This is a genomic window from Burkholderia sp. FERM BP-3421, assembly GCF_028657905.1.
GTDB lineage: Bacteria > Pseudomonadota > Gammaproteobacteria > Burkholderiales > Burkholderiaceae > Burkholderia.
In genome coordinates this window covers 761,631-781,988 of sequence record NZ_CP117782.1, presented here as the reverse complement: position 1 = coordinate 781,988, position 20,358 = coordinate 761,631, and the positions used below count along the sequence as shown (strand labels likewise).

Genomic DNA, 20,358 nt, shown 5'->3' with positions numbered 1-20,358 from the left:
GTTGGGCGAATCCCTTCATGAGCATCATCGACAACAGAAAAGCGTTCTTCGACTATCAGGTCGAAGAACGCTACGAAGCGGGGCTCGTGCTCGAAGGATGGGAGGTCAAGGCGCTGCGCGCCGGACGCGGCCAGATCAAGGAAGGCTACGTGGTCGTGCGCAATGCCGAGATCTTCCTGATCGGCACGCACATCAGCCCCCTGCCCGAAGCCTCGACGCACATCACCCCCGATCCGGTGCGCACCCGCAAGCTGCTCCTGCACCGCGACGAGATCAAGAAACTGATCGGCAAGGTCGAGCAGCGCGGCTACACGCTCGTGCCGCTGAATTTCCACTACAAGGGCGGCCGCGTCAAATGCGAGATCGGCCTCGCCAAGGGCAAGAAGCTGCACGACAAGCGCGAGACGGAGAAAAAGCGCGACTGGGAGCGCGAAAAGGCGCGCATCATGCGCTCGGGCGTCTGACGGCCGCCTGACGGCCCCACCCGCCCCGCACAAGACAAGCGGCCCGCTCATCCGAGCGGGCCGTTTTCATTGCGCAAGCACGCAGGCGCGCGCTCAGGTCTTGGCGGCCCCCGGCGCGGCGCGGTTGACGATCGTGAGCGCCGAGGCGATCGCGGTGCTCAGATCCGACATGTTGGACGGCACGATCAGCGTATTGCCCTGCTTCGCGAGATTGCCGAACGCGCCCACGTACTGCTCGGCGATCTTGAGGTTCACCGCATCCATCCCGCCCTGCGACTGGATCGCCTGCGCGATCTTCTGGATCGCCTGCGCATTGGCCTCCGCGACCGCCAGGATCGCGGCCGCCTGGCCCTGTGCCTGATTGATCGCCGCCTGCCGCTCGCCTTCGGACTTCTGGATCGCCGCTTCGCGGCCGCCCGACGCGATGTTGATCTGCTCCTGCTTGCGCCCCTCGGACGCCGCGATCAACGCCCGCTTCTCGCGCTCGGCGGTGATCTGCGCCTGCATCGCGTGCAGGATTTCCTTCGGCGGCGTCAGGTCCTTGATCTCGTAGCGCAGCACCTTCACGCCCCAGTTCGCCGCCGCCTCGTCGAGCGCCGACACGATGCTGTGGTTGATGAAGTCGCGCTCCTCGAAGGTCTTGTCGAGTTCGAGCTTGCCGATCACCGAGCGCAGCATCGTCTGCGACAGCTGGGTGATCGCGAGCACGAAGTTGCTCGACCCGTACGACGCCTTCATCGGGTCCATCACCTGGAAGTACAGCACGCCGTCGACCTGCAGCTGCGTGTTGTCGCGCGTGATGCAGACCTGGCTCGGCACGTCGAGCGGGATTTCCTTCAGCACGTGGCGGTACGCGATCCGGTCGACGAACGGCAACACGATGTTCAGGCCCGGCGACAGCGTCGCGTGATAGCGGCCGAAGCGCTCGAGCACCCATGCGTGCTGTTGCGGAACGATCTTGACCGTCTGCGACACGATCACGAACACGATGACGAGCAGCACCACCCAAATGATGAGCGAGTCCATGTAATTAACCTCCAGTAGTGAACATAGCGTGAATGCGGGGTGTCGCGCGTCAGGCCGCGGGTTTCGCGGCAACGATCAGGCAGTTGCCGCGCACCGCGCGCACCTCGTAGAGGCGCGCGTCGTCGCGCTCGCCGGCGGCCAGCTCGACGTCCCACTGCGCGCCGCGGTACTGCGCGCGGGCGTGGCGGTCGCGCCAGCCGTCGACGGCGATCGTCGCGCCGATGTCGAGGTTGACATCGGGATTGCTCGACGCGTCGCGCCTCTGCTTGCGGCCGAGCCCCGAGCGCCGCAGCACGATCACCGCGACCAGCGCGACGATCGCCGCGCCCGCGAGCTGCCAGTGCAGCGAGCCGCCCGCGAGATGGGCAAGCCCGCCCGCCGCGAAGCCGAGCGCGATCATCAACAGATAGAAGGTGCCGGACAGCAACTCCGCGACGATGAACACGCCGGCCCCGATCCACCAAAACAGCTGGCCTGACAACATTTCAGCCTCCCAAAATGAAACACCCCGGTGTGTACCGGGGTGTTTATAGCACGAAGCTTGCAATTTGCCTTCAATCGAATGGCGACAAACCGCCACCCGGTTGACGGTCCGCCGATTACTTCTTCGCCGCGGCCAGTGCCTGCCACGTATCGATGATCGTATCCGGATTCAGCGAGATCGAGGCGATCCCTTCATCGGTCAGCCATTGCGCGAAGTCCGGGTGATCGGACGGGCCCTGGCCGCAGATGCCGACGTACTTGTTCTGCGCGCGGCACGCATCGATCGCGCGCTTGAGCATGAACTTGACCGCCGGGTCGCGCTCGTCGAAGTCGGCCGCGAGCAACTCCATGCCGGAATCGCGATCGAGGCCGAGCGTGAGCTGCGTGAGGTCGTTCGAGCCGATCGAGAAGCCGTCGAAATACTCGAGGAACGCTTCCGCGAGGATCGCGTTCGACGGCACCTCGCACATCATCACGAGGCGCAGGCCGTTCTCGCCGCGCTTCAGGCCGTACTTCGCGAGCAAGCCGACCACGCGCTCCGCCTGCTTCACGGTCCGCACGAACGGCACCATGATCTCGACGTTGTCGAGGCCCATCTCGCCACGCACGCGCTTGAGCGCCAGGCATTCCATCTCGAAGGCCTGCGCGAAGTCCTCGGCGATGTAGCGCGACGCGCCGCGGAAGCCCAGCATCGGGTTTTCCTCGTCCGGCTCGTAGCGCGAACCGCCGATCAGCTTCTTGTACTCGTTCGACTTGAAGTCGGACAGGCGCACGATCACGGGCTTCGGATAGAACGCCGCGGCGATCGTCGCGATGCCTTCCGTGAGCTTGTCGACATAGAACGCCCGCGGCGACGCATGGCCGCGCGCAACGCTCTCGACCGCCTTCTTCAGGTCCTGGTCGATGTTCGGGTACTCGAGGATCGCCCTCGGGTGAACGCCGATGTTGTTGTTGATGATGAACTCGAGGCGCGCGAGACCGACGCCCGCGTTCGGCAGCTGCGAGAAATCGAAGGCGAGCTGCGGATTGCCGACGTTCATCATGATCTTCACCGGGATCGCCGGCAGCTCGCCGCGCTGCACCTCGGTGACCTCGGTCTCGAGCAGGCCGTCGTAGATCTTGCCTTCGTCGCCTTCCGCACACGACACGGTGACGAGCGCGCCGTCCTTCAGCACGTCGGTGGCGTCGCCGCAGCCGACCACGGCCGGCACGCCCAGCTCGCGCGCGATGATCGCCGCGTGGCAGGTGCGGCCGCCGCGGTTCGTGACGATCGCGGCGGCGCGCTTCATCACCGGCTCCCAGTTCGGGTCGGTCATGTCGGCAACCAGCACGTCACCGGGCTGCACGCGCTCCATCTCGGACGGATCGTGGATCACCCGCACCGGGCCCGCGCCGATCTTCTGGCCGATCGCGCGACCGGTCGCGAGCACCTGCGACTGGCCCTTGAGCTTGAAGCGCTGCTCGGCCTTGCCGGCCGCCTGGCTCTTCACCGTCTCGGGGCGCGCCTGCAGGATGAAGATCTTGCCATCGCGGCCGTCCTTGCCCCACTCGATGTCCATCGGACGCTGGTAGTGCTTCTCGATGATCACCGCGTACTTCGCCAGCTCGATCACGTCCTCGTCGGTGATCGAGTAGCGGTTGCGCTGCTCGTGCGACACGTCGACCGTCTTCACGCGGCCCGGCTCGCCCGGCTGCGTGAACTCCATCTTGATCAGCTTCGAGCCGATCGAGCGGCGGATGATCGGATACTTGTCCTGCGCGAGCGTGGTCTTGAACACATAGAACTCATCCGGGTTCACCGCGCCCTGCACGACCGTCTCGCCGAGGCCGTAGCTGGAGGTGATGAACACGGCGTCCTTGAAGCCCGACTCGGTGTCGAGCGTGAACATCACCCCCGCCGCGCCGACGTCGGAGCGCACCATGCGCTGCACGCCGGCCGACAGGGCGACCTCTGCGTGCGTGAAGCCCTTGTGGACGCGATACGAGATCGCGCGGTCGTTGTACAGCGACGCGAACACGTGCTTCATGCGATCGAGCACGTCGGTGACGCCGACCACGTTCAGGTAGGACTCCTGCTGGCCGGCGAACGAGGCGTCGGGCAGGTCTTCCGCGGTCGCCGACGAGCGCACCGCGAACGACAGCTCCTCGGGCGAGTTGTTCTGGAGGATCTCGAACTGCGCGCGGATTTCCGCCTCGAGACGCGGCTGCATCGGCGCGTCGACGATCCACTTGCGGATTTCGCCGCCCGCTTCGGCGAGCGCCTTCACGTCGTCGATGTCGAGCGACTCGAGACGCTTGGCGATACGTTCGGTGAGCGTGTTGTGCTTGAGGAAATCACGGAAAGCGAGCGCGGTGGTCGCGAAACCCGTGGGCACCCGAACCCCTGCCTCGGCGAGCTGACTGATCATCTCGCCCAGGGACGCGTTCTTGCCGCCCACGATTTCAACATCGATCATCCGCAACTGCTCGAACGGAATTACATACGCCTGGTCCTTTGCGACGTTTGCTGCGTTAGTCATACAAGCCCCTAAGTGTGAAGAAAATGCTCGATCATGCACGCGGGCTCGGGCGCGGCCGCTTGCAAAAAGCGGGACGCGCAGTGCACAACCTGTCGGATAAACCTTCGCGGCAAGCGGCCTTACAAAAGCGCAGTTTGCAAAAATCCCGGCAGATGGGCGAATAAAGCAGACAAATCGCCAAACTTGCCGGGAGTTTATTGTTCGCCCGGCGATACGGCCCGGCTTGCGCCGACCCGTCCCCGCAAGGGCTTATCCAACAGGTTGCCGCTATTCTACCGTGCCGGCCGCCGCCTGTGGCGCCGCCCGGCTAGTCTGCCCGCTCGATGCGCGCGCATCGGGCGCCGGGGCGTCCACCAGCACGTAGCCGCGGCTCGCGTCGCCGTTGTCGGCGTCGGGCGTGCGCATCGCCGCATACAGGTCGGCCGCGCGCACCCACACGGGCGGGTACTTGTAGCGCGACACGTCGAGGATCAGGAAGCGGTCGGCCGCCGCGTCGTAGGCCGCGAGCGGCGAGATGTGGCCGCCCGTCTGCTGGCCGAGCTGGCGGCGCAGGTAGTTGACGAGCACGTAGCGCCCCGGCCGGCCGAGCGAGGCGGCGGCCTCCGCGCGGAACGCGTCGAGCGATACGCCGCCGGCATGCCGCACGGTCGCCGAAACGCCGCTGGCGCGCGCGAGCGCGCCGAGCTGGTCGAGCGTCATGCCGCGCTGCTCGATCAGCGCGCGCGGCCGGATCCGCTCGGTCGCATCGTTGAGCAGATTGTCCTGCGTGAAGTAATGGTAAGGCGGGTATTGCTCGGCGGCGGGCGCGGGCATCCGCAATGCGTTCAGCACCATCACGAGCGACGCGACGCCGCAGTAGCTCTCCGTCTTCTGCGTGACGAACTGGCTGCCGAGCGGCACGTAGGCGGCGCGCGCGGCGCTGTCGGCGAGCAGCTGCTCGCCCGCGGCGCTGCCGAGGTCGATCAGTTGCGGCGGCAACGGCAAGGTTTGCGCCAGGCCCGGCGCGCCGGCGGCGAGCGCAATCACCAATAGGCCGCCCATCCACGTGATACGCATCGCTGCCCTCCCGTCCGCGGGTTCGCGACGCCGGAGCTGGCATCGGGCCGCATCGCGCGGCCGGGCAAGCTTAGCGCGATTCGGCGCGGCGCGCCGGACCCTCGCCCGAGGGCCCGGCGCGCTGCTAGAATGGCCGTTCCGGGCTGCCTCGCGCAGCCGCCCTCGTTCACAGCCCGACGCCCCGATTCATGCTGCCAACCGTATTCATCGTCTCCGACGGCACCGGGATCACTGCCGAGACCTTCGCGCACTCGATCCTGTCCCAGTTCGACCAGAAATTCCGGCTCGTCCGCGTGCCGTTCATCGATTCGCTCGACAAAGCCTATTCGGCAGTCGAGAAGATCAACGAGGCGACGATCCACGACGGCCGCCGGCCGATCGTGTTCACCACGCTCGTCGACGGCGAATCGAACGAGATCGTCAAGCGCTCGAACGCGCTCGTGCTCGACATGTTCCAGCGCTTCGTCGAACCGCTCGAACTGGAACTCCAGATGAAGTCGAGCCACGCGATGGGGCGCGGCCACCAGAACGCCGACACCGATGAATACAAGAGCCGGATCGAGGCGATCAACTTCTCGCTCGCGCACGACGACGGCCAGTCGAACCGCAACCTGGCCGACGCCGACGTGATCCTGGTCGGCGTGTCGCGCAGCGGCAAGACCCCGACCAGCCTCTATCTCGCGATGCAGTACGGCGTGAAGGCGGCCAACTACCCGCTGATCCCCGAGGATTTCGAGCGCGGCAAGCTGCCGACGCCGCTCGTCGCGCACCGCGACAAGCTGTTCGGGCTGTCGATCGATCCGCAGCGGCTCTCGGAGATCCGCAACGAGCGCCGACCGGGCAGCAAATATGCCGCCCCGGAGAACTGCCGCTACGAGATCAACGAGGCCGAGGCGATGATGCGGCGCGAAGGGATCAAATGGCTGTCGTCGACCCACAAGTCGATCGAGGAGATCGCGACAACGATCCTGCAGGAAATCAAGCTCGAACGGCAGTCGTACTGAAACCGGACGGCCGCGTGCCGCGCCTCACAGAAAAAATGCCGCGTCGCCGCGGCATTTTTTCATGGCTCGTGACGCGCGCGTCACGCGCCCCGCTGCTGCCGGCACTGCTCGAACAGGCACACCGCCGCCGCAGCCGCGACATTGAGCGATTCCATGCCGCCCGGCTGCGGAATCGTCACGCGATGCGTCGCGGCCTCGCGCCAGCGCGCCGACACGCCCGCGCCCTCGTTACCGAACACCCACACCACGGGCTGCGCGAGATCACAATCGTAGAGCGCCTGCGCGCCATGCGAATCGGTCAGCGCGACCGGCGCGTCGAGCCGTTCGATCAGCGTCTGCGCGTCGACGTCCTCGTACACCTCGAGCAGGAAATGCGCGCCCATGCCCGCGCGCAGCACCTTCGACGACCACGCATGCGCGGTGCCCGGCGCGCAGAACACCTGCGTCACGCCCGCCGCCGCCGCGCTGCGCAGGATCGAGCCGACGTTGCCCGCGTCCTGCACGCCGTCGAGCACGACGCTCGTCACGGCCACCCGCTCCGGCAGCGTCGGCGCGGGCGTCTCGACGAGCATCAGGAAGCCGATGCCGTTCACGAGCGTCGACAACTGGCCGAACAAGGCATCCGGCAGCGTGACGACCCGCTCGGCGCCGACGCGCTCGACCAGCGCGCGCGCCTCGTCGAGTTGCAGCGCGCCGTCGGTGACCACGCACAGCGCCGGCTGCCCGGCCGTATCGAGGTACGCGCTCGCGAGATGCAGCCCTTCGAGCAGCGCCTGGCCGGCGCGCCGCTGCTGCTGCGTCGAACCGGCCAGCGCCTTCAGGCGCTTGTAGAGCGGGTTGTCGCGGGAGGTGATCGCTTTCATCGGGACGGCTTCAAGGCCGCGCGCACCGGTGCGAAGGTGCGGCGGTGCGCCTCGCACGGGCCATGCTCGCGCAGCGCGGCGAGATGCTTCGCGGTGCCGTAGCCCGCGTGCGCGTCGAAGCCGTACATCGGGAAGCGCGCATGCAGTTCGACCAGCATCCGGTCGCGCGTCACCTTCGCGAGGATCGACGCGGCGGAGATGCTCGGCACCAGCGCGTCGCCGCCGATGATCGCCTCGCTGCGCACCGACAGCGTCGGGCAGCGATTGCCGTCGATCTGCGCGAGCGTTGGACGCACCGCGAGACCTTCGACGGCGCGCTTCATCGCGAGCATCGTCGCGTGCAGGATGTTGAGCGTATCGATCTCCTCGACGGACGCCGAGGCAACGCAATAGGACTGCGCGTTCGCGACGATCAGCTCATAGAGCCGTTCGCGCTTCTTGGCGCTCAACGCCTTCGAATCGTCGAGCCCGTCGATCGGGCGGGCGGGATCGAGGATCACCGCGGCGGCGACGACCGGGCCGGCGAGCGGGCCGCGCCCGGCTTCATCCACGCCGCACACGCGTTCGTCGGGCAGGCTGAAGTCGAGACCGGATTGAGGCGCGGCGGACGCGCCACGCATGGCATTCATGAACGGGGTTTCCTGCTTTCGATCACGCGCGCGACGGCTTCGGCCGCGCGCTGCGCGGTGTTCTGGCGCAATGCATGATGCATGTCGGTGAAAATCTGGACCAGCGTGCGCCGGTTGGCTTCGTCGCGCAGCTGCGTGAGCGTTGCGTCCGCGAGCGCCTCGGGCGTCGCGAAATGCTGCAGCAGCTCCGGCACCACGAACCGGCCGGCGAGGATGTTCGGCAGGCCGACGTACGGCAGATAGCCCTGGCGACGCATGATCTGCCCGGTCAGCCAGGGCACCTTGTACGAGATCACCATCGGCTTCTTGAGCAGCGCCGCCTCGAGCGTGACCGTGCCGCTCTTCACGAGGATCGCGTCGGCGGCCGTCATCGCGACCTGCGAACGCCCGTCGGTGAGCGTCAGCGACAGGTGCGGATGCGCGTCGACGAGCGGCTGCAGCAGCGCGCGCAGCGCCGGCGTCGCGGCCGGCATCACGAAGCGCACGCCGGGCTCGCGCTGTTGCATCAGCGCCATCGCGGCAAAGAAGGTCGGGCCGATCAGCTCGATCTCCGAACGCCGGCTGCCCGGCAACACCGCGATCACGGGGCCGCTGTCCGGCAGGCCGAGCGCGATGCGCGCGCCGTGCGTGTCCGGTTCGAGCGGGATTTCGTCGGCGAGCGGATGGCCGACGTAGGTCGAGGCGACGCCCGCCTTCTCAAGCAGCGCGGTCTCGAACGGGAACACGCACAGCATGTGGTCGACGGCCTTGGCGATCTTCTTGATCCGGCCGCCCCGCCACGCCCAGATCGACGGGCAGACGAAATGGATCGTCGGAATGCCGGCGTCGCGCAGCGCGTGCTCGAGCCCGAAGTTGAAGTCCGGCGCATCGACGCCGATGAACACATCGGGCGGCTCCGCCAGCAACTGCCGCTTCAGCTCGCCGCGGATCCGCAGGATCTCCGGGATGTGGCGCAGCGCCTCGACGTAACCGCGCACCGAGAGCTTCTCCATCGGCCAGTGCGCGTCGAAGCCGACCGCGGCCATGCGCGGGCCGCCGATCCCGTAGTAGCGGGACGACGCCGGCAGCTGCGCCTGCAGCCCGCCCAGCAGCGAGGCCGCGAGCAGGTCGCCCGACGGCTCGCCGGCGACCAGCGCGACCCGCAGCGGATTCGGTTGGAGCGCCATCGCTTAGCGGATGATGCCGCGTTGCGACGCGTCGATGAAGTCGGTGAGCGCCTTGACGTGCGCATCGCCGTCGCCGCCCGCCGTCGCCAGCTCGCGCAGTTGCAGCTTCGCGTCCTCCAGCGTCAGGCCGTTCTTGTACAGCAGGCGATAGGCGCTGCGCAGCGCCGAGATCGCATCCGGCGAGAAGCCGCGGCGGCGCAGCCCCTCGACGTTGATGCCGTGCGGCTCCGCCTTGTTGCCGGCCGCGATCACGAACGGCGGGATGTCCTGGACGAGCGCCGACGCGCCGCCCAGCATCGAATGCGCGCCGATCCGCACGAACTGGTGCACGCCCGACATGCCGCCGACGATCGCATAGTCGCCGATCTCGACGTGCCCCGCCATCTGCGCGTTGCTCGACAGGATCACGTTGCTGCCGACCCGGCAGTCATGGCCGATGTGCACATAGGCCATGATCCAGTTGTCGTCGCCGAGCGTCGTCACGCCGCCATCCTGCACGGTGCCCGTGTGGATCGTGGTGAATTCGCGGATCGTGTTGCGATCGCCGATCACGAGCCGGGTCGGCTCGTCCTTGTACTTCATGTCCTGCGGACGGCCGCCGACCGACGCATAGTGGCCGATGCGATTATCGGCGCCGATCGTCGTGTGGCCTTCGATCACGCTGTGCGAGCCGATCGTGGTGCCGGCCCCGATCGTCACGTGCGGACCGACGATGGCGTACGGGCCGATCTCGACCGTTTCGTGAACCTGCGCGCCCGGCTCGATGATCGCCGTGGAGTGAATCCTGCTCATGCGCCCTTGCCTCTCAGTGTGAAGTCGCGTTGTGCCCGATGCGTGCCGCGCGCCTCAGGGCGCCGAGTCGGTCGTCTTGACCGTGCACATCAGCTCGGCTTCCGCCGCGACCTTGCCGTCCACTTCCGCGACCGCCTTGAACTTCCAGATGCCACGGATATAGCGTTCGAACGTGACATTGAGGATCAGCTGGTCGCCCGGCTCGACCACGCGCTTGAAGCGCGCGCCGTCGATGCCGACGAAGTAGTACAGCGTGTTTTCGGGATCCTTCGGCTGTTCTTCCGCGAACGTGAGCAGCGCGGCGGCCTGCGCGAGCGCTTCCAGGATCAGCACGCCCGGCATCACGGGCCGCTTCGGGAAATGTCCCGTGAAGAACGGCTCGTTGATCGTCACGTTCTTCAGCGCCTTGATGCCCTTGTGCGGCTCGAGCTCGAGCACGCGATCGACCAGCAGGATCGGGTAGCGATGCGGCAGCAGCGTGAGAATCTTGTGGATGTCGAGGTTGATTTTTTCAGTGCTCATGATGGTTCGTCTCACGCAATGGCTGCGTGGGGATTGAATACGAATGCGGGCGGGCGCAGCCCAGGCAACGCTCGCCCGGCGGTCGGAACAGCCGGCCCGGAAGCCGGCCCGCCCTGATCATGCGGTTATGCGCCGGCGCCGCCGTCGCGCGCCGCGAGCGCGGTTTCGAGCGCCTTGATGCGATCGCGCAGCTTGTCGAGATTGCGCACGAGCGCGGCGCTCTTGTTCCAGTCGCCATGCTCGACGGCCGGGAACGCGCTCGTATAGATGCCGGCCTTCGGCAGCGATTTCGACACGCCCGACTTCGCGGTGACGATCACGTAGTCGCCCAGCGTGACGTGGCCGGCGACGCCGACCGCGCCGCCGATCATGCAGTGGCGGCCGATCGTCGTGCTGCCCGCGATCCCGGCGCAGCCGGCGATCACCGTGTACGCGCCGATCCGGCAGTTGTGGCCGATCTGCACGAGGTTGTCGATCTTCACGCAGTCTTCGATCACCGTGTCGGCCATCGCGCCGCGGTCGATCGTCGTGTTCGCGCCGATCTCGACATCCGCCCCGATCGACACGCCGCCGACCTGCGGGATCTTGACCCAGGTGCCGGTGCGCGCGTCGCCGTCGCCGACGAAGTCCGGTGCGAAACCGAAGCCGTCCGAGCCGATCACCGCGCCCGCGTGCACGATCACGCGCGGCCCGAGCCGGCAGCCGTGGTAGACCGACACGTTCGGATACAGGCGCGCGCCCTCGCCGATGCGCGTGCCTCGGCCGACGAACACGTTCGCGTCGAGCCGTGCGTGCTCGCCGATCACGGCGCCGGCCTCGACCGTCACGCGCGGGCCGATCACGGCGCTCGCGGCAACCTGCGCGGCCGGATCGATGATCGCGCTCGGATGCACGCCGGCCGCGCTCGGCGGCGCGGCCAGATCGATGAACATCTGCGCGACCCGTGCGAAGTACGCGTACGGATTCGACGTCACGATGAAGTTGTGCCCGGCCGCGGCCGCGCCCAGCTTCTCGAGGTCGCGCGGTGCGATCAGCACCGCGCCGGCGCGCGTCGTCTCGACCTGCACCAGGTACTTCGGGTTCGCGAGGAACGCCAGTTGCCCCGGCCCCGCCTGGTCGAGCGGCGCGAGGCCGGCGACTTCGCAGGTCCGATCGCCGGCGACTTCGCCGCCGAACCGGGTCACGAGTGCGTCAAGCGTCAATGCCATGCGCGTGCCGCTCCGTCAGTTCGACGTGGAAGACGACGACAGCGCCTTCAGCACCTTGTCGGTGATGTCGATGCGCGGGCTCACGTAGACGGCTTCCTGCACGATCAGATCGTAGTTCTGCTGCTCCGCGATCTGCTTGATGACCTTGTTCGCCTTGTCGAGCACCGCCGCCAGCTCCTCGTTGCGGCGCTGGTTCAGGTCCTCGCGGAACTCGCGCTGCTTGCGCTGGAAGTCGGTGTCCAGCTGCGCCAGGTCGCGCTGCTTCTGCGCGCGATCGGTCGCCGACATCGACGCGCCGTTCTTGTCGAGCCCGTCGGACAGCGTCTTCAGGCGCGCGGCCATGTCCTGCAGATCCTTGTCGCGCTTCGCGAACTCGGCTTCGAGCTTCGTCTGCGCCGCCTTCGCGGGCGCGGACTCGCGCAGGATCCGATCCGAATTGACCGCCGCAATGCGGGCGACGTCCTGGGCGTGCGCCGCGGTCGCGCCCAGGGCGGCCGCCAGCGCCAACGCACACATCACTCGTTTCGAAAACTTACCGGTTAGCAAAATTACCCTCTCGATGCTGTAGTCAATGCTGGTTCGATCAGAATGCCGTCCCGATCTGGAACTGGAACTTCTGGTACTGATCGCCTTCGTGTTTCTGCAGCGGGAAGCCCAGACTCAGCTTGAGCGGCCCGATCGGCGAGATCCACGCGAGACCCACGCCATAGCCATAGCGCAGACCGTTCGCGCCGGTGCTGGTGCCGCCCGGCGCATTGCCCCACACATTACCGGCGTCGAGGAACGTGAACACGCGCAGCGTGCGGTCGTACCCCGTGCCAGGCAGCGGGAACGTCAGCTCGATATTACCCACCACCATCTTCGAGCCGCCGATCGGATCGTTGGTGATCGTATCGCGCGGGCCGAGCGAGCTCGGCTCGTAGCCGCGCACCGACCCGATACCGCCCGCGTAGTAGTTCTTGAAGATCGGGTACGGATTGCCGATACCGTTGCCGTAGCCGCCTTGCAGGTTCAGGCCCAGGATGAAGCCGCGCGAGAACGAATAGTAATACTGCGCCTGCAGGTCCATCTTGTAGTACTGGATCTTGCCGATCGGCGCGCCGTACTCGGCATTCGCCTGCGTGAAGTAGCCGCGGCTCGGGATCAGCGCGCTGTCGCGCGCGTCGCGCGACCAGCCGACCGTCAGCGGCACCGTGTTCGACACGCGGCCGAACTCGTTCACGTAATCCTGGTACGCGGCCGGCGTGTTCGAGTCGACGTCGAGGCGGTTCTGCTCGAAGCCCGCGCCGAAGAACACCGTGTCCGTTTCCGAGAACGGGATGCCGAACTTCAGGTTGCCGCCCGCCGTGATGATGCGGAAGCTCGAGTTCGTCGAGTAGTACAGCGGCTGGTACGTCCGGTAGTAGACGTCGGTGATCCGCTTGATGCCGTCGACCGTGAAGTACGGGTCGACCTGCGTGACGGTCAGCGTGCGGTAGCTCTTCGCGGTGTTCACGTTGACCGCGAGACTCGTGCCCGAGCCGAACACGTTGTCCTGCGACACGCCCGCCGACAGCACGACCTTGTCGGTCGACGAGAAGCCCGCGCCCAGCGTGATCGCGCCGGTCGGCTTTTCCTCGACCTTGACGTTCACGTCGACCTGGTCCGCGGTGCCGTCGACCGGCACCGTCGACACGTCGACGTTGGTGAAATAGCCGAGCCGGTTCACGCGGTCCTTCGACAGCGCGAGGCGGCTCGAATCGAACCACGAGCTTTCGAGCTGACGCATCTCGCGGCGCACCACCTCGTCACGCGTGCGGGTGTTGCCGACGACGTTGATGCGGCGCACGTATACGCGGCGGCTCGGGTCGACGACGAGCGTCAGGTTCACCTTGTGCGTGACCTGGTCGATCTCCGGCTGCGCGTTGACGGTCGCGAACGCGTAGCCGTACTCGCCGAGCTTGTCGACGATCGCGCGCGTGGTCTTCTGCAGCTTCTCCGCGGAGAAGCGGTCGCCCGGCTTGATCGTGATCAGCTTCTTGAGTTCGGCCTCGCGGTCGAGCAGGTTGCCGCCGAGCTTGATGCCCGACACCGTGTACGGCTCGCCTTCATGCAGCGTGACCGTCAGGTACATGTCCTTCTTGTCGGGCGAGATCGAGACCTGGGTCGACTCGATGTTGAACTCGAGGTAGCCGCGGTTCAGGTAGTACGAGCGGACGTTCTCGAGGTCGCCCGTGAGCTTTTCCTTCGAGTACAGGTCGTTCTTCGTGTACCAGGAGAACCAGTTCGGTGTCGACAGCTGCATCTCGTCGCGCAGCGCGCTGGTGCTGTAGGTCTTGTTGCCGATGAAGTTGATCTGGCGGATCTTCGCGCTCGGCCCCTCGGCGACCGAGAACAGGATCGACACGCGGTTCGCGTCGACCGGCGTGACCGTGGTGGTCACCTCCGCCGCGTAGAAGCCGCGCGTCAGGTACTGGCGCTTGAGCTCCTGCTCCGCCTTGTCGACGAGCGACTTGTCGTAGTAGCGCCCCTGGGACAGCCCGACGGCCTTGAGCGCCTTGTTCAGGTTGTCCTTGTCGAATTCCTTGATGCCGGTGAAGTCGATCGACGCGATCGCCGGCCGCTCCTGCACCTGCACGATCACCACGCTGCCCTGGGTCGCGACCCGGACGTCGGTGAAGAAGCCGGTCGCGTACAGCGCGCGGATCGCCTCGGACGCCTTGTCGTCGGAGAACGTATCACCCTGCTTGATCGGCAGATAGGCGAACACGGTCCCCGCTTCGACGCGCTGCAAGCCCTCGATCCGGATGTCTTGCACGACGAAAGGTGCCGTTGCGTGGGCCGCGAGGCCGTGCACGGCGAGCGCCACGGCTGCAACCGTCTTAGGTACAAAGCGATGAGGTTTGAACAACGTGCATCCCCAGTGTTTAAGCTTGCATCAGATCAGGCGGGTCGCCCTCCGGCACCCGCCTGACGCTTCAGAAATGGATTAACCGAGCCAGATCGTTGAACAGCGCGATCGCCGACAGCACGACGATGCAGATCAATCCGGCGCGTTGCAGAATCAGTTGCCAGCGTTCCGATACGGCTTTACCGGTTGCGGCTTCAACCAGATAATATAACAGATGCCCCCCGTCCAAAACGGGAATCGGTAACAAGTTCAACACCCCCAGGCTAATGCTGACAAGGGCGAGAAACGATAGGAACGCCGACCATCCGAGGCGCGCGCTCTTGCCCGCGTAGTCGGCGATCGTCACCGGCCCGGACAGGTTCTTGATCGACGCCTCGCCGGTGATCATCCGCCCGAACATTCGCAGCGAATACAGCGAAATCTCCCAGGTCCGGCGCGCGCCCAGCTCCACGCTCTCGAGCGGGCCGTAGCGCACCTCGACGCCGCGCGCGGGCATCGTCAGCGCCGCGCCGATGCGGCCGATCGTCTGCCCGGTCTCCTCGTCGCGCTGCGCGTGCGGCACGATCGCCAGGGTCTGTTCGACGCCGCCGCGCTCGATGCGCAGCGCAAGCGAACGGCCCGCATGCGACTTCACGTCGCCGATGAAACGCGTCGAACTGCCGACCGGCGCGCCGTCGAGCGCGATCAGCCGGTCGCCCGGCCGCAGCCCCGCCTGCTCGGCCGCGCTGCCCGGCAGCACCGACGCGACCGACGGCGCGCCGCCGCCGACCTCGAAGCCGAGGCGCGTCATGAAATCGTCGTCGATGTTGCGGTCGGGGAAATCGCGCAGATCCACGCGGAAGTCGTAGGTCGCGCCGTCGACGCGTGCGCCGAGCACCACCTCGCGGTGATCGAAGGCCGCGCCGAGCAGCTTCCAGCGCAGGTCCGACCAGGAACGCACCGGCTCGGCCTCGCCGCCTTGCGCGGCGCGGATCGACACGATGGTCTCGTTGCCGTCGAAGCCGGCCCGCGCGGCGACCGTGCCCGCGGGCGGCGCCGCGACGATGGCGGCCGGTTCGGTCACGCCGGTGGCGAACACCAGCGAGAACAAGGCGATCGCCAGCAGGAAGTTCGCGGCCGGACCCGCCGCGACGATAGCGATCCGTTTCGCGACCGGCTGGCGGTTGAAGGCCTGCCCCCGCTCCTCGGGCCGGATGCCCGGCCCCGGGTCGCGCTCGTCGAGCATCTTCACGTAGCCGCCGAGCGGCAGCGCGGACAAAGTCCACTCGGTGCCGGTCTTCTTGCTGACCCAGCGCACGAGCGGCGTGCCGAAGCCGATCGAGAAACGCAGCACCTTCACGCCGCACCAGCGCGCGACGCGATAGTGCCCGTACTCGTGCACGACGACCAGCACGCCGATCGCCACCGCGAATGCCGCCAGTTCGACCAGCACGCCCACGAGCACCCCGCTCAGAACGCGCGCTCCACGCTCGGCGTGGGCAGCGTCTCGATGAAGGTGGCGGCCGCGCGACGCGCGTCGGCGTCGGCGCCGATGACGTCGTCAAGCCCGCTCGGCGTGCGATTGGACAGGCCGTTCAGAACCGAGTCGACCGTCTGCGCGATCGCCATGAAGCCGATCCGGCGCGACAGGAACGCGTCGACCGCGATCTCGTTGGCCGCGTTCAGCGCGGCGCTCGCGACGCCGCCCGCCTCGAGCGCCTGGATCGCGAGCGCGAGGCACGGAAAGCGCGTGTAATCGGGCTTCTCGAAGGTCAGCGAGGCGATCTGCGCGAGATCGAGCGAGGCGACGCCCGCGTCGACCCGCTCCGGATAGGCCAGCGCGTGCGCGATCGGGGTGCGCATGTCGGGGTTGCCGAGTTGCGCGAGCACCGAGCCGTCGCGGTACGAGACCATCGAGTGAATCACGCTCTGCGGGTGGATCAGCACGTCGATGCGTTCGCTCGGCAGGCCGAAGATCCAGTGCGCCTCGATCACCTCGAGGCCCTTGTTCATCATCGTCGCCGAATCGACCGAGATCTTGCGGCCCATGACCCAGTTCGGGTGCTTGCACGCTTCATCCGGCGTCACGTCGACGAGCGTCGCCGGCTCGCGGGTGCGGAACGGGCCGCCCGACGCGGTCACGATGATCTTCGCGATCCCACCGTGCTCGGCCGCGTCGCGCGGCATGCATTGGAAAATCGCGTTGTGCTCGCTGTCGACCGGCAGCAGGATCGCGCCGTGGTCGCGGACCGCGTCCATGAAGATCGAACCCGACATCACCAGCGATTCCTTGTTCGCCAGCAGGATGCGCTTGCCCGCGCGCGCGGCGGCCAGGCTCGGCGCGAGCCCCGCCGCGCCGACGATCGCGGCCACCACCGTGTCGCAGCCGTCGCTCTTCGAGACCTCGACGAGCGCCTGCGGGCCGTATTCGACGCGGGTCCGGCTGCCGGCCGCGCGCAACTGCGCCTCGACCTGCGCGGCGGTGTCGGCGTCGCCGACCACCGCGACTTCCGGCGCGAAGGTCAGGCACTGCCCGACGAGCTTGTCCCCGTTGCGGTGGGCGGTCAGCGCGTAGACCGAGAAGCGCTCGGGATGCCGCGCGACGACGTCGAGCGTGCTGTCTCCGATCGAGCCCGTGGAACCGAGCAATGTCAGGCGTTTTTGCATAGATATCAGTCTGGTTTTAACCGAGCAGCAGCATCGCGAGCGGCAGCACCGGCAACAGGGCATCCACCCGGTCGAGCACGCCGCCGTGACCCGGCAGCAGGCCGCTCGAATCCTTCACGCGGGCCTGGCGCTTCAGCAGCGATTCGAACAGGTCGCCGATCACGCTGAACGCGACCAGCAGCGTCAGCGCCGCGAACGCGCCCGCGGCGCCATAGCGCCCCGCCAGGGACGAAAACAGGGTCGGGTCATAGGCATGCGTCGCGATCGCGACGCCCGCGACGATCATCACCGCGAGCCAGCCGCCCGCCGCGCCTTCCCAGGTCTTGCCCGGGCTCACGGACGGCGCGAGCTTGTGCTTGCCGAAGCCCTTGCCCGCGAAGTATGCGCCGATATCGGCCAGCCATACCACTAGCAGCAGCGACAGCACGAACGGCACGCCCTGCGCGCGCGCGGCGACAAGCGCATGCCAGCAGGCGGCGAACACGACGAGGCCCGCGATCAGCAGGAACGGCCGCCAGGCACGCTCGGCCAGGGTCGGCTTGCGCCACAGCGCGAACGGGCCGGCCAGCAGCCAGAACACGCCGGCCGCCTCGAACAGCGGCCGCGATTCGGTCACGCCGATGCCGAGCCGCGTGCTCGCGGCAAGCACGGCGGCGGCGGCGAGCGCGTAGAGGACGGGCCCCGGGCCGCCCACCTTGAGCAGGCGCGCCCATTCCCATGCGGCGAACACGAGGGCCAGCGCGATCAACGCGCCGAACCCGCCAAGCGGCGCGAACAGCGTGACGGGCAGCAGCACCGCCAGCAGCACGATCGCCGTGATGACACGGGTTTTCAGCATGAAAGGGAGTCGGCGTCCTGGGCCTGCGGTTCGAGTTGCGCGCTGGTGCGCCCGAAGCGGCGTTCGCGCTCGGTGTACGACGCAAGCGCCTCGGCAAGCGCCGCCGCGTCGAAGTCCGGCCAGTATTTATCGGTGAAATAGAACTCGGTGTAGGCGAGCTGCCACAGCAGGAAGTTGCTGACGCGCTGCTCCCCGCCCGTGCGGATGAACAGGTCCGGCTCGGGCGCATAGGCCATCGCCAGGTGGCGCGCGAAGGCGTCCTCGGACACCTCGGCCTCGCGGCCTTCGCGGGCCGTTTCCGCGACCAGCTTGCGGGTCGCCTCCAGGATGTCCCAGCGGCCGCCGTAGTTCGCGGCGATCGTCAGGGTCAGGCGGGTGTTGCGGGCCGTCTTGGTTTCGGCGCGGCGGATCAGGTCCTGGATGCGCGGCTCGAACTTCGTCAGATCGCCGACGACGCGCAGGCGGATGCCGTTCGCGTGCAGCTTGCCGACCTCGCGCTCGAGCGCGGTGACGAACAGGCGCATCAGGAACGACACCTCGTCGGTCGGCCGCCGCCAGTTCTCGGAACTGAACGCGAACAGCGTCAGGTACTGGACCCCCGCGCGCGCGCAGCCTTCGACGACCGAACGCACCGCGTCGACGCCGCGGGTGTGCCCCGCGACGCGGGGCAGGCGGCGCTCGGTCGCCCAACGGCCATTGCCGTCCATGATGATCGCGATGTGACGCGGCACGTGTGCGACGTCAGGCACGCGAACGGTAGAGCTGGTATAAGTCATGGCCGCTGAGACTCTGGCTGCGGGAAAAATGCGACGCACGAAGCGCGTCAAACCGTCATGATCTCGGCTTCTTTGGTCTGCACGAGCTTGTCGATCTCGGCGACGGACTTGTCCGTCAGCTTCTGCACGTCGTCGCTCGCGCGGCGCTCGTCGTCTTCCGAGATTTCCTTGTCCTTGACGAGCTTCTTCAACTGCTCGTTCGCGTCGCGGCGCAGATTGCGCACGGCCACCTTCGCCGTCTCGCCCTCGCCCTTCACGACCTTGGTCAGCTCGCGGCGGCGCTCTTCCGTCAGCGCGGGCATCGGCACGCGGATCAGGTCGCCGGTGGTCGCCGGGTTCAGGCCCAGGTCCGCTTCGCGGATCGCCTTCTCGACCTTCGCGACCATGTTCTTTTCCCACGGCTGCACGCCGATCGTGCGCGCATCGACGAGCGTCACGTTGGCGACCTGGGAAATCGGCACCATCGAGCCGTAGTAGTCGACCTGCACGTGATCGAGCAGACCGGCGTGGGCGCGGCCCGTGCGGATCTTCGCCAGATCGTTCTTGAATGCTTCGATCGAGCGTTGCATCTTCTGCTCGACGTTCTTCCTGACATCAGCGACACTCATTTCAACCTCCGAACCTTCTATTCTTCAAAACGAGGCGGGCCCGCACGCGCGCGGCGTCATGCCGGGCCCGCTTCCGCGAGAGTTTACACGTGGACGAGGGTGCCCTCGTCCTCACCCAGCACGATGCGCTTGAGCGCGCCCGGCTTGTTGATCGAAAACACACGGATCGGCAGCTTCTGGTCGCGGCACAGCGCGAACGCCGTCGCGTCCATGACCTGCAGATTGCGGCCGATCGCTTCGTCGAAACTGATCGTCGAATAGCGGGTCGCCGACGGATCCTTCTTCGGATCGGCCGAGTACACGCCATCGACCTTGGTCGCCTTCAGCACCACCTCCGCGCCCACCTCGGAGCCGCGCAGCGCGGCCGCCGTGTCGGTCGTGAAGAACGGGTTGCCGGTCCCGGCCGCGAAGATCACGACCCGGCCTTCCTCGAGCTGGCGGATCGCACGGGGCCGGATGTACGGCTCGACCACCTGATCCATGCGCAGCGCGGACTGCACGCGCGCCTCGATGCCCGCGTGGCGCATCGCATCCTGCAGCGCGAGCGCGTTCATCATCGTCGCGAGCATTCCCATGTAGTCGGCGGTCGCGCGATCCATGCCGGCCGCGCCGCCCGCGACGCCGCGGAAAATATTGCCGCCCCCGATCACCACCGCGAGCTGCGTGCCGAGCCGCACGACCTCCGCGATATCGGCCACCATCCGTTCGATCGTTGCGCGGTTGATGCCAAAGGCATCATCGCCCATCAGCGCTTCGCCGGAAAGTTTGAGGAGGACGCGTTTATAGGCATTGGACATAGGGGCTTCCGAGCGACGAGAGGATGACAAGCACGAACTGTAGGGGCGAAATGCTGATTCGGGCAAGCGCC

The 20,358-nt window shown here is 67.2% G+C and carries 19 protein-coding genes and 1 pseudogene; 2 read left to right on the top strand and 18 right to left on the bottom strand.

The window, feature by feature from the left end:
- Window positions 1-17 precede the first annotated feature (17 nt).
- Window positions 18-464: an SsrA-binding protein SmpB gene (gene smpB, locus Bsp3421_RS19465; RefSeq protein ID WP_274002514.1), complete on the top strand. Its 447-nt coding sequence runs from the start codon at window positions 18-20 to the stop codon at window positions 462-464.
- Window positions 465-557: 93 nt separating this feature from the next.
- Here the strand turns inward: smpB and Bsp3421_RS19460 are convergent, their stop codons facing one another.
- From Bsp3421_RS19460 to Bsp3421_RS19445, 4 genes and pseudogenes are all read right to left on the bottom strand, one after another.
- Window positions 558-1,490 (bottom strand): SPFH domain-containing protein, encoded by a 933-nt coding sequence (locus Bsp3421_RS19460; RefSeq protein WP_274002513.1) that lies wholly within the window; start codon window positions 1,488-1,490, stop codon window positions 558-560.
- 49 nt (window positions 1,491-1,539) lie between these two features.
- The gene (locus tag Bsp3421_RS19455; protein WP_274002511.1) at window positions 1,540-1,974 is read right to left on the bottom strand and encodes an NfeD family protein; all 435 of its coding nucleotides are present in this window, start codon (window positions 1,972-1,974) and stop codon (window positions 1,540-1,542) included.
- Between the two features lie 115 nt (window positions 1,975-2,089).
- Window positions 2,090-4,492, bottom strand: coding sequence for a phosphoenolpyruvate synthase (ppsA, locus tag Bsp3421_RS19450; protein WP_274002510.1), 2,403 nt, complete (start codon window positions 4,490-4,492; stop codon window positions 2,090-2,092).
- 267 nt (window positions 4,493-4,759) lie between these two features.
- Window positions 4,760-5,518, bottom strand: a pseudogene (locus Bsp3421_RS19445) (phytochelatin synthase family protein); the annotation flags it as partial.
- A gap of 218 nt (window positions 5,519-5,736) precedes the next feature.
- Here Bsp3421_RS19445 and ppsR point away from each other — a divergent pair.
- Entirely contained in the window at window positions 5,737-6,552 is an 816-nt protein-coding gene (ppsR, locus tag Bsp3421_RS19440; RefSeq protein ID WP_274002508.1) for a posphoenolpyruvate synthetase regulatory kinase/phosphorylase PpsR, read from the top strand.
- 80 nt (window positions 6,553-6,632) lie between these two features.
- Here ppsR and Bsp3421_RS19435 read toward each other — a convergent pair whose 3' ends face one another.
- From Bsp3421_RS19435 to pyrH, 14 genes are all read right to left on the bottom strand, one after another.
- A complete protein-coding gene (locus Bsp3421_RS19435) occupies window positions 6,633-7,415 on the bottom strand; it encodes a TrmH family RNA methyltransferase (protein WP_274002506.1) in 783 nt (260 codons plus the stop codon).
- A complete protein-coding gene (gene rnhB, locus Bsp3421_RS19430) occupies window positions 7,412-8,044 on the bottom strand; it encodes a ribonuclease HII (RefSeq protein ID WP_443111569.1) in 633 nt (210 codons plus the stop codon). Before rnhB ends, Bsp3421_RS19435 begins: the two co-directional genes overlap by 4 nt.
- Window positions 8,041-9,210 carry a lipid-A-disaccharide synthase gene (gene lpxB / locus Bsp3421_RS19425; protein WP_274002505.1) on the bottom strand — a complete coding sequence of 390 codons (1,170 nt, stop codon included), beginning with the start codon at window positions 9,208-9,210 and terminating at the stop codon, window positions 8,041-8,043. Before lpxB ends, rnhB begins: the two co-directional genes overlap by 4 nt.
- A gap of 3 nt (window positions 9,211-9,213) precedes the next feature.
- Window positions 9,214-10,002, bottom strand: coding sequence for an acyl-ACP--UDP-N-acetylglucosamine O-acyltransferase (lpxA, locus tag Bsp3421_RS19420; RefSeq protein WP_274002503.1), 789 nt, complete (start codon window positions 10,000-10,002; stop codon window positions 9,214-9,216).
- 54 nt (window positions 10,003-10,056) lie between these two features.
- Window positions 10,057-10,524, bottom strand: a complete 468-nt coding sequence (gene fabZ / locus Bsp3421_RS19415; RefSeq protein ID WP_274002501.1) for a 3-hydroxyacyl-ACP dehydratase FabZ — start codon at window positions 10,522-10,524, stop codon at window positions 10,057-10,059.
- Window positions 10,525-10,649: 125 nt separating this feature from the next.
- Window positions 10,650-11,732 carry a UDP-3-O-(3-hydroxymyristoyl)glucosamine N-acyltransferase gene (lpxD, locus tag Bsp3421_RS19410; RefSeq protein ID WP_274002500.1) on the bottom strand — a complete coding sequence of 361 codons (1,083 nt, stop codon included), beginning with the start codon at window positions 11,730-11,732 and terminating at the stop codon, window positions 10,650-10,652.
- A 15-nt stretch (window positions 11,733-11,747) separates the two neighbouring features.
- A complete protein-coding gene (locus tag Bsp3421_RS19405; RefSeq protein WP_274002499.1) occupies window positions 11,748-12,248 on the bottom strand; it encodes an OmpH family outer membrane protein in 501 nt (166 codons plus the stop codon).
- A gap of 67 nt (window positions 12,249-12,315) precedes the next feature.
- Window positions 12,316-14,622, bottom strand: coding sequence for an outer membrane protein assembly factor BamA (bamA, locus tag Bsp3421_RS19400; protein WP_274002498.1), 2,307 nt, complete (start codon window positions 14,620-14,622; stop codon window positions 12,316-12,318).
- 67 nt (window positions 14,623-14,689) lie between these two features.
- The gene (rseP, locus tag Bsp3421_RS19395; RefSeq protein ID WP_274002497.1) at window positions 14,690-16,060 is read right to left on the bottom strand and encodes an RIP metalloprotease RseP; all 1,371 of its coding nucleotides are present in this window, start codon (window positions 16,058-16,060) and stop codon (window positions 14,690-14,692) included.
- An 11-nt stretch (window positions 16,061-16,071) separates the two neighbouring features.
- Window positions 16,072-17,268: a 1-deoxy-D-xylulose-5-phosphate reductoisomerase gene (locus Bsp3421_RS19390; RefSeq protein ID WP_274002495.1), complete on the bottom strand. Its 1,197-nt coding sequence runs from the start codon at window positions 17,266-17,268 to the stop codon at window positions 16,072-16,074.
- 16 nt (window positions 17,269-17,284) lie between these two features.
- Window positions 17,285-18,106: a phosphatidate cytidylyltransferase gene (locus Bsp3421_RS19385; protein WP_274002494.1), complete on the bottom strand. Its 822-nt coding sequence runs from the start codon at window positions 18,104-18,106 to the stop codon at window positions 17,285-17,287.
- On the bottom strand, window positions 18,100-18,882 hold the full coding sequence (gene uppS, locus Bsp3421_RS19380) for a polyprenyl diphosphate synthase (RefSeq protein ID WP_274002492.1): 783 nt from the start codon (window positions 18,880-18,882) through the stop codon (window positions 18,100-18,102). The genes Bsp3421_RS19385 and uppS overlap by 7 nt, the downstream gene beginning before the upstream one ends.
- A gap of 47 nt (window positions 18,883-18,929) precedes the next feature.
- A complete protein-coding gene (gene frr / locus Bsp3421_RS19375) occupies window positions 18,930-19,490 on the bottom strand; it encodes a ribosome recycling factor (RefSeq protein ID WP_274002491.1) in 561 nt (186 codons plus the stop codon).
- A gap of 83 nt (window positions 19,491-19,573) precedes the next feature.
- Complete coding sequence (gene pyrH / locus Bsp3421_RS19370) at window positions 19,574-20,287, bottom strand: UMP kinase (RefSeq protein ID WP_252987338.1); 714 nt, start codon at window positions 20,285-20,287, stop codon at window positions 19,574-19,576.
- Between the last annotated feature and the right edge of the window lie 71 nt (window positions 20,288-20,358).

Coding starts and splice junctions, on each gene's coding strand:
- smpB (WP_274002514.1), top strand. CDS start 18: ATGAGCATCATCGACAACAGAAAAGCGTTCTTCGACTATCAGGTCGAA.
- Bsp3421_RS19460 (WP_274002513.1), bottom strand. CDS start 1,490: ATGGACTCGCTCATCATTTGGGTGGTGCTGCTCGTCATCGTGTTCGTG.
- Bsp3421_RS19455 (WP_274002511.1), bottom strand. CDS start 1,974: ATGTTGTCAGGCCAGCTGTTTTGGTGGATCGGGGCCGGCGTGTTCATC.
- ppsA (WP_274002510.1), bottom strand. CDS start 4,492: ATGACTAACGCAGCAAACGTCGCAAAGGACCAGGCGTATGTAATTCCG.
- ppsR (WP_274002508.1), top strand. CDS start 5,737: ATGCTGCCAACCGTATTCATCGTCTCCGACGGCACCGGGATCACTGCC.
- Bsp3421_RS19435 (WP_274002506.1), bottom strand. CDS start 7,415: ATGAAAGCGATCACCTCCCGCGACAACCCGCTCTACAAGCGCCTGAAG.
- rnhB (WP_443111569.1), bottom strand. CDS start 8,044: ATGAATGCCATGCGTGGCGCGTCCGCCGCGCCTCAATCCGGTCTCGAC.
- lpxB (WP_274002505.1), bottom strand. CDS start 9,210: ATGGCGCTCCAACCGAATCCGCTGCGGGTCGCGCTGGTCGCCGGCGAG.
- lpxA (WP_274002503.1), bottom strand. CDS start 10,002: ATGAGCAGGATTCACTCCACGGCGATCATCGAGCCGGGCGCGCAGGTT.
- fabZ (WP_274002501.1), bottom strand. CDS start 10,524: ATGAGCACTGAAAAAATCAACCTCGACATCCACAAGATTCTCACGCTG.
- lpxD (WP_274002500.1), bottom strand. CDS start 11,732: ATGGCATTGACGCTTGACGCACTCGTGACCCGGTTCGGCGGCGAAGTC.
- Bsp3421_RS19405 (WP_274002499.1), bottom strand. CDS start 12,248: ATGTGTGCGTTGGCGCTGGCGGCCGCCCTGGGCGCGACCGCGGCGCAC.
- Bsp3421_RS19390 (WP_274002495.1), bottom strand. CDS start 17,268: ATGCAAAAACGCCTGACATTGCTCGGTTCCACGGGCTCGATCGGAGAC.
- Bsp3421_RS19385 (WP_274002494.1), bottom strand. CDS start 18,106: ATGCTGAAAACCCGTGTCATCACGGCGATCGTGCTGCTGGCGGTGCTG.
- uppS (WP_274002492.1), bottom strand. CDS start 18,882: ATGACTTATACCAGCTCTACCGTTCGCGTGCCTGACGTCGCACACGTG.
- frr (WP_274002491.1), bottom strand. CDS start 19,490: ATGAGTGTCGCTGATGTCAGGAAGAACGTCGAGCAGAAGATGCAACGC.
- pyrH (WP_252987338.1), bottom strand. CDS start 20,287: ATGTCCAATGCCTATAAACGCGTCCTCCTCAAACTTTCCGGCGAAGCG.